Source organism: Comamonas fluminis, assembly GCF_019186805.1.
GTDB lineage: Bacteria > Pseudomonadota > Gammaproteobacteria > Burkholderiales > Burkholderiaceae_C > Comamonas > Comamonas fluminis.
The window spans coordinates 3,417,861-3,431,506 of the sequence record NZ_CP066783.1; the positions used below are offsets into that span (position 1 = coordinate 3,417,861).

Here is a 13,646-nt window from a genome sequence, read left to right on the forward strand (position 1 = left end):
GCATATTTCATGAATATTCCGGCAAAAGCCTTGAGCAAACGCCCGCCCACACTCTGCGGGACAATCGCGCCATGAGCACTTCCGAGCAACCCCGCAACCCGCTGCACGGCATCACGCTGGAGCGCATGGTGACCGACCTGGCCGACTACTACGGCTGGGATGGCCTGAGCGAGAACATTCCGCTGCGCTGCTTCAGCGTGGACCCCAGCGTCAGTTCCAGCCTGAAGTTTCTGCGCAAGACACCCTGGGCACGCGAGAAGGTGGAAAGCCTGTACCTCTATACCCTGCGCCGCCAAGAACGGCAGTCGCAAGGTAAGCGCTACTGATTCTGAACAATGCGCTGACTCGCCCCCCGCGCCTCTTCATCGGAACGAACAGAGGGCTGTGCGGCTGGAGCCAGTGACGGGGACTCCATTTGCTGCTCGCGCAGCCACTGCACCAGAGCATCGGGAGCCAGCGGCCGTGCAAACAGATAGCCCTGAGCGACCGGATAGCCCTGCTCGCGCAGCATCAGGTTCTGCGCCGGCGTTTCCACCCCCTCGGCCACCACGGTCAGGTGCAGGCTCTGGCCTATGCCCAGAATGGCACGGCTGAGCGCACGTGCGGCCTCATCGTGCTCAAGATCCGCGACAAAGCTGCGGTCCAGCTTGAGTTCGCTGACCGGCAGACGGCGCAGATAGCTGAGACTGGAATAGCCGGTGCCAAAATCGTCCATGGACAGGCGCACGCCATGGGCATGCACCTCGTTGATGGTCTTCATGGTGCTGGGGTTGGTATCCAGCAGAATGCTCTCCGTCAGCTCCAGCGTCAGATTCTGCGGCTTGAGTTCATTGCGCTGCAGCGTGTCGGCAATCATGCGCGGCAGGTCCAGGTTGTGAAAGCTTGAGGGCGAGAGGTTCACCGAGACCGCCGGTATGACCAGGCCCTGAGCATGCCACTGCGAGAGCTGACGGCAGGCCTCGCTCAAAGCCCAGCGTCCCAGGTCGGCAATCAGGCCACATTCCTCGGCCAGCGGAATGAAGCGGGCCGGTGAGATTTCCCCCAGCTCGGGGTGTGACCAGCGCGCCAGCGCCTCCACGCCATAGAGACGCCCGCTGCTCAACTCGATCTGCGGCTGATAGTGCAGATGCAGACTCCCCTGCTGCAATGCCTTGCGCAGTGCAGTTTCCAGCGCCAGCCGCTCCTGGGCCAGGCGGTTCATTTCGCTGCTGAAAAAGCTGAAGCGCCCACGCCCCTGGCTCTTGGCCTGGTACATGGCCATATCGGCACGCTGCAGCAGGGTTTCCATATCGCGCCCATCGGCGGGGAACATGGCAATGCCAATGCTGGCAGAAATGCCCAGCGCCGTGTCAGCCACCGTCATGGGCTGAGACAACAGCTCCTGCAGCCGCTCAATGGTGCCCGCCACCTGGTCGGCATCGCACTGCGGCAGCACGGCGACAAACTCATCACCCGACAGACGCCCCGCAATATCGGAGGAGCGCAGCACCTGCTGCAAGCGCTTGGCCACGATGCAGAGCAAATCGTCACCAGCCGTATGACCCAGCGAGTCGTTGACCTGCTTGAAGCGGTCAAGGTCGATGAACAGCACAGCCAGTTGTTCGTCGTTGCGCGCTGCCGAAGCCATGGCTTGATCGGCCTTGGCCTGCAGCAGACTGCGATTGGGCAAACCCGTCAGGCCATCGTAGAAGGCCAGCTGGCGAATACGTACCCGCGCATGCTCGCGCTCCAGCGCCAGCGCGCACAGATGGGTGCAGGCATCGGCCAGTTGCTGGTGAAAGGCCAATGAGGTCGGCGTGCGCGGCGCGAGGTAGTAGAAGGCGAAAGTGCCAACAGGCTTGCCCTGGCTGTTGCGAATCGGCGAGGACCAGCAGGCCCGGTAGCCCAGCGGCAGCACCAGATCCTTGTAGTCGCTCCACAGCGGGTCGGTGGCAATATCGTCAACCATCACCGTCGCATTGCGCCAGATCGCGGTGCCGCAGGAACCGGCTTTGGGCCCGATAGCCAGCCCATCGAGCAACTGCGAATAGGAATTTGGCAAGCTGGGCCCGGCCAGCGGATGTATCAGCCCTTTTTCATCAACCCCCAGAATCATGGCACTGATCTCGGGCGCAATGCGCTCCACTTCTTGGCAGACCAGCTCCAGCACATCAACCAGTGGACGCTCTCGCGCCATGGCCTCCAGCACGCGGTGCTGCAAGGTCTCATGCATCTTGGAGCGCGTGATGTCCGTAAGCATGGATACGGTGTAGCGCCAGCTGCCATCAGGGTTGGCAATGGGGTTGCTGATGATCTTGGCCCAGTAGCGCTGGCCGTTTTTGCCAACCACGATTTCCTCGCGCCCCACGGAACGACCAGCCCGCAGCTCGGACTGGTACAGCTGCGTGCGGTCAGCCGACAGCTGTGGAGCCAGCAATGAAATAGGCATCTTGCCCATGACTTCCTCGTCCGCCCAGCCGAACATACGTGTGAAACCGCCGTTGACATGCAGGATTTGCGAGTGGCTGTCGCTGATGATGACGGCTGTGTCCGAGGCATTCGCCACCAGCGACAGCAGGTACAGATGCTCCTGCTGCGCTTTCTCGCGCGCACGGCGCTCGGTGATGTCAGTCGCAATCTTCAGGATATGGGACACCTGCCCCTGCTCATCCAATACCGGCGAATAGGTGGCCTCCAGCCAGCAGCTGCTGCCATCGCTACGCAAACGCTCCACCACACCCGAATAGGCGCCTCCTGCACACAGCAGATCCCAAGCCGCCTGGTATTTGGGGCTGCGCAGCAGGCGCTCGGTGCAGAAGCTGCGGTGCTGGCGGCCCAGAGCCTGCTCGCGTGTCAGGCGCATCAGCTGCAGATAGTTGGCATTGGCATGGAGCAGTCTGCCGTCCAGCGAAAATTCCGCCAGTGCCATGACACGATCCAGGGCCTGCAGCTGCGCCCGCGGCCATGGATGGGCCGGCTCTTTGTTATCTCCCTCTCTCATCACTGCTCCTTGGCAGTTTCGCCTTTTGCAGACCGACAGCAGCTGGGTCGATATGTCAAACGACGAAACCTGCATTTGCATTAATGCTGGCAATAATAATGAAGAGAGTCCATCAAACGCAGGTTTTCTGCGTCATTTACTCCACAGAAGCCGATGATTTTCAAACCCCTGTTTTTATGAAGCGCCACAGAGGCGGTAGCAAAAATTTCCACAACCCATACTGGATCTACAGAAACACCAGAGCAATTACTCACCCTCCAGCCACTGAAAGGTTGTGTGAATATTTGTTGATGGCACCGGGCATTATCTGAATGACGCCCGGTTCACTCAGACTGAGTTTTTCTCAGCGCCTCATCCATTTACCGCCAAACTGGTTGACCAGCATGCCCAGCAGCACACCTGCCGTGCCCAGCCACTGCAGACCTGTTGGAAACTCCCCCAGCAGCACCATGGCCGACAGAAGACCAATCACCGGCACCAGCAAGGACAGCGGTGCCACCGTACTGGCGGCATAGCGCTGCAGCAAACGTGTCCACAGCCCGTAACCCAGCAAAGTGGAAAGCAGGGCCAGATAGGCGATTACGCCCAGCTCACGCCAGCCTATGGCGCTCAGCTGCGTCTTCACCGCATCGCCGCCCTCCATCCACCAGGACAGCAAAAACAGCGGAATCATGGGGAACACGCTGGTCCAGACGATGAAGGATGCAGGCTCGTACGAGCCTTGATTCGCCGCCACGCGCGTCAACAAGTTTGAAACCGCCCACATGGCAGCGGCCCCAACGGTGAGCACAAAGCCAATCAGCGTCATATTGGCTGCGCCCTCGCCATGCGCAGCGCCAATCAGCACCAGACCGCCAATCGCAACCAGCAAGCCCATCCACTGCCAGCGCTGCGGCTTTTCCTTCAAGAAGGCGGCCGCCAGCAGCATGGTGATAAAGGCCTGCGTCTGCAGCACAACGGATGCCATGCCCGCAGGCATACCCAGCTTCATGCCCGTAAACAGCAGGCCAAACTGCCCCACGCCTTGCACCAACCCATAGGCCGCCAAAATACCCCAGGACAGATTGCGCGGAGGCCGCACAAACAGCAAAAAAGGCAGCGATGCCGCCGCAAAGCGCAGCGCACACATCAGCAGCGGGGACAAAGTGGCCAGGCCCCACTTCATGACCACAAAATTCAGCCCCCAGATCACGATGACGATGATGGCGCTGAACCAGTCAGCACGGCTCATGCCCGAGGCAGGCGACGAAGCGGAACTCATAAAACAATCACAAAAGAAGAAGCAGCAATGGTTTGAGTATGACGGGAATGTGGCTGCGGCGCAGACCCTGTGGTGACCGGGCGTAGCGCCGAGTTACTGCAGATCGTAAGGATTGCTTCTTGCGGGCAATAGCTGCAGCACCAGCTTGGCCCCATACAGCACGATCAATGTGCCCAGCAAATCTCCCACCAGCAAAATCAGCAAGCGGTCTGGGTGCAGCCCTCGCCCCATCAGCCAGCAGCCAATCTGATGCAAAACCGCATTGGCCAGCGCATACAGCACACTCAGAACCAGCAGCCGCGAAGCGGTGAGATTGTTCAGCGCCTGACCCAGCCCCATCCAGCGCCGGGCAAGCCGGTACATGCCATAAGGAGCCACCGCTGCCACCACAGCGCCCCAGGAAGATCGGACCAGATCATTGGGGAAAATATAGAAAAAGCAGACCAGCCAGGAGGCAATCAGCAAGCCCACACCACCTGCACCCGCAAACAGCAAGGTGCACAGCAGGCGCGCACCGGCAGGCAGATAAATCCAGTTCACCCCTGGCACAAACTCCAGTGAGCCGAAGATCAACTCGTTGAGCACCACCATCGCCACAAAAAACACGATGGTGGTCATAACCATTGCACAGTACAGACCGATATTCTTCATTCTCGTTGCTGCTCAGGATTTCCTGCAAAGCAGTACTATCGGCAACTCGCTCCAGGTCTTTACCTTGATGACCTCCCATTCGCACTCTGCCAGTGATGAAAAAGTCCTTGTCCGCTGATATCTATCTCCGTTTTCTGCAACTGGCGGAATCCATACGCGGTCTTCCAGCCCTGCCCCTGCTGGACCCGCAGGAAGAGCGTCTTCTGGAGCAGATTGCCAAGGCCGGCACACGCCAGGAGCGACTGTGCGTGCGCGACCTGATGGCGCAGCGCGAAATGGGCTCTCCCGCCACCATTCACTCGCGGCTCAAGTCCATGCGTCAAAAGGGCTGGATTCAGCTGGCTGACACGGAAGACACGCGCCGCAAGCAGATCGAACTCAGCCCGGATGCGCACAAGCACTTTGAAAAGCTCTCTCAATGCATTGTGGATGCCGCAGCAGAGCGCTGAGAGCGTTTTCAGTCTTTCTGCACCAATACAAAAAGCCAGTCAGAAATCCATCTGACTGGCTTTTTTCTTTCAGCGTAGCTTCGATGTCAGGACTTGCGGCGGCGCACCAGCCAGGCAATCAATGCCAGCACCACGATGACACCCACGGCCATGCCGATGCGGGCCAGTGTCAGCAAGCTGCTGCCCGAGCCTGCTGCCGCAGGGTCACGCAACTGCGCCACTTGCTGCTCTGTCACCTTGGCGCTGGGGTTGCCATAGCTGGTCAGCAGATAGTTGCCCAGCGAAGTGATCTGCTTGTCGGTCAGCTCATGGGCAAAGCCGGGCATGACGGAATCTGCGCCATGGCGCTCAATACCGTGCAGCAGCACCTGCACCAGATTGTTGCTGTTGGCGTGCCCCAGTGATGTGTTGTTGAACAGCGAAGGCAGGCCGCCCCCTTCTGTACCCTGGCCCTGTGCCTGGTGGCAGGCAGCGCAGTAGCCGTCATAGATCTGCGCACCGGTCATGGCGTTGTAGTCCTTGGGCAGATCGACTCCGCGCACGCTGTCCAGGGCATCGGTCTGCTTGCCAAAGCTGGCTGCCGACTGCTTGAGGCTGCCGTCATCCACCGCTGGCAAGGATTTCACATACACCGCAATGGCTTTCAAGTCCTCAGCACTCAGGTGCTTCAGGCTGTGGTCCACCGCTTCGGCCATAGGGCCTGCCGCTGGGCCTTTGCCAGGCACGGGCTTGCCGCTCATATAGGCCACCAGCTCTTCCTCGGTCCAGCTGCCAATGCCGCTGCTGGCGTGCGATGTGATGTTGGGGGCATACCAGCCGCCTAGGTCAGCACCGCCCAGGCTGCGCTTGGCATCTTCCGCCATCAAGGCTGTGCGGGGCGTATGGCAGGTGGTGCAGTGGGCCAGACCTTGCGCCAGATAGGCGCCGCGGTTCCATTCAGGGGGCTGCGAAGCATCGGCCTTGTAAGGCGTAGCGTCGTGGAACATGGCGTTCCACACACTCAAGGACGCGCGGATATTGAACGGGAATGGCAAATCCGTCTGCTTGGCCGGTGCGTCATCCACCGCCTGCACGCCTTGCATGAAGTAGGCATACATGGCGGCAATGTCCTCGTCCGTCGTCTTGGCATACGCGGTGTAGGGCATGGCGGGGTACAGGTTCGCACCGTCAGCGCGTTTACCGTGGCGCAATGCATCCGTGAACTGCTGCAGCGTGTAGTTGCCAATGCCGTGCGTCTTGGAAGGCGTGATGTTGGTCGAGTAAATCGAGCCCAGTGGGCTGGCTAGCGCCAGGCCACCGGCCATGGACTTGCCGCCCGGCGCAGTGTGGCAAGCCACGCAGTCGCCCGCAGTGGCCAGATAACGGCCTCGCTCCACCTCAGCGTTGTCAGCCGCGAAGGCGGGGGCAGCAGCCAGCACCGTGGCAGCCAGCCAGGAGAATTTCATCAATGTCTTGTTCATGGTGTGTGTTCTCCTGCCTCAGGCCTTGGGTTGCCAGTCAGGCACCAGAGGTTTCCACGTCGCTTGCGTGTTGCTGCGCGGCAGCATGGCCGGGCCACCGTTTTCGGCAATGATGTGCGCCGCTGTACGCATGGCTACGGCCAGTGCATTCACAGTCGAATTGCAGGTGGACGAGGTGGGCAGCAGGCCCGTAGAGGCCATGTACAGGTTCTCGTGATCCCAGGCGCGGCCGAACTGGTCAACCACGCATTCCTTGGGGTCCTTGCCCATGCTCAGGGTGCCGCAGATGTGCTGGTTGTTGCTGTAAGCGCCGTCTTTGCTGTAGCGCAGATTGGTTCCCCCCATCAGCTCGGCGATCTTGGCAAAGTCCTTCTGGGCACGCTTGTGACCCTTGAAGGTGTATTCGTCAATCTGATAGTGCACACGGGGCTTGGGGATGCCCATGCTGTCTTTTTCATCCGCCAGATCCACGCGGTTTTCCGGGTTGGGCAAAACTTCCAGCACCGTTTTCATGCTCATCTCGCGGGCCGAGATGTGGCGAAGCTTTTCTTCAAACTCCTTGCCATATACCCCTTCCTTAATGAGCGCACTGGTGGCGCCATCAACACGCGACATATTCGTGAAGTCAATGCGGTAGGGAGAGTGCTCCGAGCGGAACGCGCCATCACGCATGGCATTGATGGAGCTGGGGCTTTGCGGGCCACGGCCCAACCACACGTCCTCGTCTGCATCAAAAGCAAGCGAGGTGCTGGGGTGGTCCATCAGGTGGCGGCCCACCTGGTCATGCTCGTTGGCCAGACCATTCTTGAACTTGTCGCTCTTGGACAGCAGCAGCAAACGTGGTGACTCGATGCCGTTGGAGGCCACGATAAAAGTCTTGCCGGTGACGCGGTGCACGTTCTTGTCCACGTCGTAATAGTTGGCAGCCACGATGCGGCCTTTTTTGTCATGCTCCAGCTGGAAAACGTTGGCATGGATTTGCAGCTTGACACCCACGGCCAGCGCCTGCTTGACGGCAATACCGCCGTGGTACTGCGCATCAATGGGGCAGACGGGCTGGCAGTTGTTGGCACCGCAGCAAGGCGGGCGACCATCAAAACTGCGGCTGTTGCGGGCCACCGTGTTGCTGACCACATTGAAGCTGCCTTTGAGGCGATCCGTCAGGCGCTGCATGGCGTAAGGCACGGCCACTTCCCCCATAGGGAAAGGCTTGCTGCGGGGCGAGCCGGTTTCGGTCGAGCCACCCACACCCATGATTTCTTCGACTTCCTGGTAGTAGGGCTCCAGATCGTCATAGTCAAACGGCCAGTCCTTGCCCACGCCATACAGGCTGTGGATGCGAAAGTCGTTGGGCACATTGCGCCAGGCCTGTGCGGCCCAGTGCCAGCTGGTGCCGCCCACCTGGCGGATGTACTCGGCCTTGTAAGGCTCAGGACCTGCCTGCACCAGATAACCGTTGTCCTCTGGTCGATAGATAGGGTGTGGCGCTGTAGGAATGGATGGATACGGCGCCATCAGGTCGCCTCGGCGTGAGGCGTTGTGAAAACGTGCGACGAAAACGCCGCGATCCGAGGGGCCGCCTGCTTCGAGCATCAACACCGATGCCCCCGAGCGAGCCAGCTTCGCGCCCATCATGGAGCCGATGATGCCGGCGCCGATGATGACGAAGTCTGCAGAGAGATTGGAATCAGCCATGGTATTTCTCGTGGATTGTGATGAGTGGGCTGCGCTTCAGGCCTGGGGCAGCTTGACGACTTGCTGCAGCTTGAAAGTCGTGGGGTTGCTGCTCCAGCTGCCATAGACCCCGTAGGCGTAGGACGGCGGGCGCAGCTTGTCGGCAACTACTTCGGCGTTCAGCGCATGTTCATAGGCCACCACGCGTGTTGCAGTGCCACTGCCCGCAATGCCCTGGTACCAGACCTGCATGACCTGCCCGGGGATATCGGCCAGATCGGGCTGCTCGACCTTCAGGCGCTGGTTCAGGTCGGCCAGAGCCACCTGCTGGCTGCCAATCCAGGCCCACAGGGTCTGAAGCTTGTCGCTGAACTTGCCGTCCAGTTCATTGAGTGCCGCCAGCAGACGCGAGCCTTGTGACAGGGGCAGCTCTGCGCGTTCTGTCAGGTAAAGCGACAGCGCCATAAAACTATCGCTGCCCGCAGCAGTGGCTGCCGGGACTGCGGCCCAGCTGCCGGGAATGAGCTGAGCCATGCCAGCCGCCAGTGCGCCACCCAGCAGGTGGCGACGGCTGAGGCCGAACGTCGGAAATTGAGGAGTAGTGGTCATAGTAGTACTGGGTCTGAAGATCGGTGCACAACACCTCTATTGGCGGGGCAAAGGCCTGCGCCAGCCATAGGACGTGGTCATTGGGAGGTCTTCAGCCTCGAACCATTCAGGGGTCGGTGATTGACTACGGCTGCGGCCAGATGGCGCACCGTGCTGCGGCGTATCTTTGGGAAGCAATACGGGCAGATGGGCCGCACCCTCCAAAGATCAGATGTTTGCACTTGCTCTCAATGTACGTTCTGTAAACATGAGAACCAATGCACCCACACACAATGATTTATTACGGCAGCCGTAATAATTAAGTCTTTATGGAGGTAAGAACCTGTGCTGGATCGCTTGCACACCATGACGGTGTTTCTGGCCGTCATCGATGAAGGGGGCTTCACTGCTGCGGCACGCCGCCTGTCCATGACCGTGCCCCATGTCACGCGCCACATTGCCGCGCTGGAAGGGCAGTTGGGCACCCGGTTGCTGCAGCGCACCACGCGCAGCGTGAGCCTGACGCCTGCGGGCGAGCGCTATGCCGCCCGCGTGCGCGACATTCTGGACGCCGTGGCCATCGCCACCACCGAAGCGCAAAGCGACACCAGCGCCCTGACTGGCGTGCTGCGCATTGTCTCCACACCATCGCTGACGGACGCTCTGATCTCGCCTCTGGCCGCAGACTTTCGCCTGATGTATCCCGGCATTGCACTGGATGTGCATGTGGACTCCAGCCTGGCCCCCGACATGAACCGCTACGACCTGGGGTTCATGCAGGTGTTCGAGAATTTCAACGCCAGCATCGTGGCACGCAAGCTGTCCACCTCAGAGGCCATGCTCTATGCTGCGCCCAGTTACCTTCAGCGCCATGGCGCGCCTCAAACGCCACAGGAGCTGAGCCAGCACCTGTATGTGCTGCGCCGCCGCCAGGGCATGCAGCGCAACAGCATTGCGCTGTGGCACAGCCAGCAGCACACGAGCGAGCCCCCGGTTCATGACATCGATGTGAGGGCTGTCATCACCATCAATCAGACCGCCAGCATCTTGCAGATGGTGCTCGATGGCTCCGGCATTTCAGACTTCACACTGGATTCCGTCCGCCCGTTCCTCAGCGAAGGCCTGCTGCAGCCCGTGCTGCCCGGCTGGATCACGGGCCGCCTGCATGTGCTGATGGCCCTGCCCAGCCACAAGCACATTCCGCCACGCACCAAGGCTTTCATGGACTTCATGGCGCAGGCGCGTCAGGCAGGCAAGGTGCATCCCTGCTAAATCACCACATCAAAAACAATAGCTTCCAGCGCTTCTTGCATATTGGTTTCATTACTAAAAATCAATGAACCCCTTCAATAATCAGCGCAAGCAGCTATCAAATTGACACAGACCCAAACTCTGCCGCAGACATGAAAAAAAGGCGAAGTGCCTGCGCACCCCGCCTTTTGCTGCAACCGCTTCAGCCGTCAGCCCATCAGCTGCCTGCCACCTTCATGCGGTTGATGAGGATGGAGCCCACGGTCTTGGCACCGTAGTTATAGGCGTCTGCGCCAATGGCTTCGATGCCCTTGAACATGTCCTTCATATTGCCGGCGATGGTGATTTCATCCACGGGGAAGGCGATCTCGCCGTTCTCCACCCAGAAGCCGCTGGCGCCACGCGAATAGTCGCCGGTCACATAGTTCACGCCCTGGCCCATCAGCTCGACCACGAACAGACCGGTGCCCAGCTTTTTGAGCATGGCGTCCAGATCGTCGCCCGCCTTGGTACGGCGCGAGCTCATCACCAGATTGTGCGAACCACCGGAGTTGCCCGTGGTCTTCATGCCCAGTTTGCGGGCCGAGTAGCTGGAGAGGAAATAGCCTTCCACACGTCCAGCATCCACCACCTTGCGGGCCTGCACGCGCACACCTTCTTCGTCAAACGGCGAGCTGCCCTTGCCGCCCAGAATAAAGGGGTCTTCTTCAATGTCGATGTGCTTGGGGAAGATGGGCTTGCCCAGCGAATCCAGCAGGAAAGTGCTCTTGCGGTACAGCGCACCACCGCTGATGGCCTGCACAAAACCGCCCAGCAGACCGGCAGCCAGAGGGGATTCAAACAGCACCGGGCATTCCGTCGTCGGAATCTTGCGGCTGCCCAGGCGGCTCAGCGTGCGCTCAGCCGCGTAGCGGCCCACCGCTTCGGGCGAGGCCAGATCGGCCGCATTGCGCATGGAGCTGTACCAGTAATCGCGCTGCATTTCGCCGTTCTTGCCGGGCAGCTTGGCAATGGGCGCCACCGAAAGGCTGTGGCGCGAGCTGGCATAGCCGCCACGGAAACCATTGGTATGGGCCGAGAAGAAATGGCTTTGCTGGGCCGAAACGCCCGCACCTTCGCTGTTGCTCACGCGGCGATGGGTCTTGAAGGCGGCTTCCTCGCAGCGCAGGGCCATTTCGGCAGCGGCTTCGCTGCTGATGTCCCAGGGGTGGAACAGGTCCAGATCACGGTGCGTGCCGGGCAGCGCAATGTCTGCACTGTCGGGCAGGCTGGCAAAGGGGTCTTCCGCCGTAAAGCGGGCAATGTCGTAAGCCGCCTGCACGGTTTGCTGAATGGCGGCTTCGGAGAAGTCGGAAGTGCTGGCATTGCCACGGCGCTGACCCAGATAAACGGTCACGCCCAGCGACTTGTCGCGGTTGCGTTCCACCGTCTCCAGCTGGCCTTTGCGCACGCTGACCGACAGGCCGCAGCCTTCGGAAGCCTCGGCTCCTGCATCCGTGGCGCCCAGCTTTTTGGCGTGCTTGAGCGCCTGATCCACCAGCCCCTCAAAAAAGGACTGGCTGAAGCTGAAACCGGCTTGCGGTGTGGATTGGGCCTTTGCACTAGAAGTGCTTGTATTGCTGGAGCGAGGTTTTTTCATAGCGGCGGATATGATAGCCGCCACTGCAGCGCCCTCTGTGCTGCCACCGATATTGCCCCCTTACCATGTCACGCAAACCAACAAAAGGCTATTTTGTTCGCGGCAAATTCGTTGCTGAAGGCAGCGAGCTGGACCTCGAACTCAAGGCCGAACTCAAAGGCACTTACGACTCCACCAAGACCGATCTGAAGCGCGAAAGTGATGCGCTCCAGGATCTGGGCAAGGATTTGCTGACGCTGCGCAGCGAGTTGTTCAAGCGCCTGCAACTGCCAGACACGCTGGTCGATGCCCTGCAGGAAGCCAAGCGCATCACCAACTTTGAAGGCAAGCGCCGCCAGTTTCAGTACGTCGGCAAGCTGATGCGCAAGCTGCGCCCGGAACAGGTTGAAGCCATCAAGCAGGCGCTGGACGAGCAGCGTAACGGCTCGGCCGGCGAAAAAATGTCGCAGCAAGTGACCGAGCAGTGGCGCGACCGCCTGATTGTGGAAGACGGCGCTCTGGCCATCTGGCTGGACCACTTCCCCGAAACCGATGTGCAGCAACTGCGCTCGCTGATTCGCCAGTCGCGCAAGGATCTGGAAAAAGCCAAGGAACAAGCCGCGGCCGCCGCAGCGGCTGCTGGCCCCGATGCCGAGCCCAAGGAAGTCAGCAAAGGCCGCGCCTACCGCGACCTGTTCCAGCTGGTGCGCGAGCAACTGGCGCAGGCTGGCAAGGCCAGCGCTGCCGACGCTGAAGACGACGACGATGAGTGAGCTGGCTGTGCACGATGCCGTGAAGATCGGCATTGTCTCCATCAGCGACCGCGCCAGCAGCGGCGTTTATGAAGACAAAGGCCTGCCTGCCCTCAAGGAATGGCTGAGCCGCGCGCTGAAAAACGACGTCGAATTTGAAGCCCGCCTCATTCCCGATGAACAGGCTGGCATCAGCGCCGCGCTGATCGAACTGGTGGATGCAGGCTGCTCGCTGGTGCTGACCACCGGCGGCACCGGCCCCGCGCTGCGCGATGTAACGCCAGAGGCCACGCTGGCCGTGGCCGACAAGGAAATGCCCGGTTTTGGCGAACAGATGCGCCAGATAAGCCTGACCTTTGTACCCACGGCCATACTGTCGCGCCAGGTGGCGGTGATTCGCGGCCAGAGCCTCATCATCAATCTGCCCGGCCAGCCCAAGGCGATTGCCGAGACACTGGAAGGCCTGAAAGACGCAGACGGCCAGCAAAAGGTCAACGGCATTTTTGCCGCCGTGCCCTACTGCATCGACCTGATTGGCGGCCCCTACCTCGAAACCCATGACGAGGTCTGCAAGGCCTTCCGCCCCAAGAGCGCCATCCGCGCACCGCGCACGGCATAAGCCCTGCCATTCAGGGTGCAATCTGCGCCAGCCTCTTCAGCAAAGCAGCCTCAGGGCTGCTTTTTTCATGGGCCGCTGCGGTGCATCCAGCGGTTGGAGTGCCAGCAATAGCTATCAAAAACAAAGCTGCCAGCACTTTCTGCATATTCACTCCCCTATGAAATTCATCTGAACCACATATATTTCAAGCGCAAGCCGCTCTCATATTTGATAGCTCACTTGGGATTTCCCGCAGGTGCTTGCCCCAATGCAAGGGCGCAGCACCAGTCCTAGCATGTTTGCTGCTCTGCAGCGATAGCGGCCACCCACCGCCACAAGCTGTGCGCACTCTCCATATTCCCAA

12 protein-coding genes are annotated in these 13,646 nt (G+C 60.3%); 5 read left to right on the forward strand and 7 right to left on the reverse strand.

Going from position 1 to position 13,646, the window contains the following annotated elements; translation table 11 throughout:
• Window positions 1-71 precede the first annotated feature (71 nt).
• Window positions 72-326 carry a VF530 family protein gene (locus tag JDW18_RS15845; protein WP_218240351.1) on the forward strand — a complete coding sequence of 85 codons (255 nt, stop codon included), beginning with the start codon at window positions 72-74 and terminating at the stop codon, window positions 324-326.
• Here the strand turns inward: JDW18_RS15845 and JDW18_RS15850 are convergent.
• The 3 genes from JDW18_RS15850 to JDW18_RS15860 form a co-directional block, all read right to left on the reverse strand.
• The gene (locus JDW18_RS15850; RefSeq protein WP_218240352.1) at window positions 320-2,980 is read right to left on the reverse strand and encodes a bifunctional diguanylate cyclase/phosphodiesterase; all 2,661 of its coding nucleotides are present in this window, start codon (window positions 2,978-2,980) and stop codon (window positions 320-322) included. The genes JDW18_RS15845 and JDW18_RS15850 overlap by 7 nt on opposite strands.
• Window positions 2,981-3,323: 343 nt before the next feature.
• Window positions 3,324-4,211: an EamA family transporter gene (locus tag JDW18_RS15855; protein ID WP_425514809.1), complete on the reverse strand. Its 888-nt coding sequence runs from the start codon at window positions 4,209-4,211 to the stop codon at window positions 3,324-3,326.
• 123 nt (window positions 4,212-4,334) lie between these two features.
• A complete protein-coding gene (locus JDW18_RS15860) occupies window positions 4,335-4,892 on the reverse strand; it encodes a hypothetical protein (RefSeq protein ID WP_218240354.1) in 558 nt (185 codons plus the stop codon).
• Window positions 4,893-4,987: 95 nt separating this feature from the next.
• Between JDW18_RS15860 and JDW18_RS15865 the strand changes: the two genes are divergently transcribed.
• Complete coding sequence (locus JDW18_RS15865; protein WP_218240355.1) at window positions 4,988-5,341, forward strand: helix-turn-helix domain-containing protein; 354 nt, start codon at window positions 4,988-4,990, stop codon at window positions 5,339-5,341.
• Window positions 5,342-5,427: 86 nt separating this feature from the next.
• Here JDW18_RS15865 and JDW18_RS15870 read toward each other — a convergent pair whose 3' ends face one another.
• The 3 genes from JDW18_RS15870 to JDW18_RS15880 are packed head-to-tail and all read right to left on the reverse strand — an operon-like array spanning window position 5,428 to window position 9,084.
• Window positions 5,428-6,801 (reverse strand): cytochrome c, encoded by a 1,374-nt coding sequence (locus tag JDW18_RS15870; protein ID WP_218240356.1) that lies wholly within the window; start codon window positions 6,799-6,801, stop codon window positions 5,428-5,430.
• An 18-nt stretch (window positions 6,802-6,819) separates the two neighbouring features.
• Window positions 6,820-8,496: a GMC family oxidoreductase gene (locus JDW18_RS15875; protein WP_218240357.1), complete on the reverse strand. Its 1,677-nt coding sequence runs from the start codon at window positions 8,494-8,496 to the stop codon at window positions 6,820-6,822.
• Window positions 8,497-8,532: 36 nt separating this feature from the next.
• The gene (locus JDW18_RS15880) at window positions 8,533-9,084 is read right to left on the reverse strand and encodes a sugar dehydrogenase complex small subunit (protein WP_218240358.1); all 552 of its coding nucleotides are present in this window, start codon (window positions 9,082-9,084) and stop codon (window positions 8,533-8,535) included.
• Window positions 9,085-9,408: 324 nt separating this feature from the next.
• Here JDW18_RS15880 and JDW18_RS15885 point away from each other — a divergent pair, with 324 nt between their 5' ends.
• Entirely contained in the window at window positions 9,409-10,335 is a 927-nt protein-coding gene (locus JDW18_RS15885; protein WP_218240359.1) for a LysR family transcriptional regulator, read from the forward strand.
• A 196-nt stretch (window positions 10,336-10,531) separates the two neighbouring features.
• Here the strand turns inward: JDW18_RS15885 and pmbA are convergent, their stop codons facing one another.
• Window positions 10,532-11,953: a metalloprotease PmbA gene (gene pmbA, locus JDW18_RS15890; RefSeq protein WP_218240360.1), complete on the reverse strand. Its 1,422-nt coding sequence runs from the start codon at window positions 11,951-11,953 to the stop codon at window positions 10,532-10,534.
• A gap of 65 nt (window positions 11,954-12,018) precedes the next feature.
• On the opposite strand from pmbA, the gene yjgA reads away from it, so the two are divergent.
• Entirely contained in the window at window positions 12,019-12,705 is a 687-nt protein-coding gene (yjgA, locus tag JDW18_RS15895) for a ribosome biogenesis factor YjgA (RefSeq protein WP_218240361.1), read from the forward strand.
• Window positions 12,698-13,303, forward strand: a complete 606-nt coding sequence (gene mog, locus JDW18_RS15900) for a molybdopterin adenylyltransferase (RefSeq protein ID WP_218240362.1) — start codon at window positions 12,698-12,700, stop codon at window positions 13,301-13,303. The genes yjgA and mog overlap by 8 nt, the downstream gene beginning before the upstream one ends.
• Window positions 13,304-13,646: the final 343 nt, after the last annotated feature.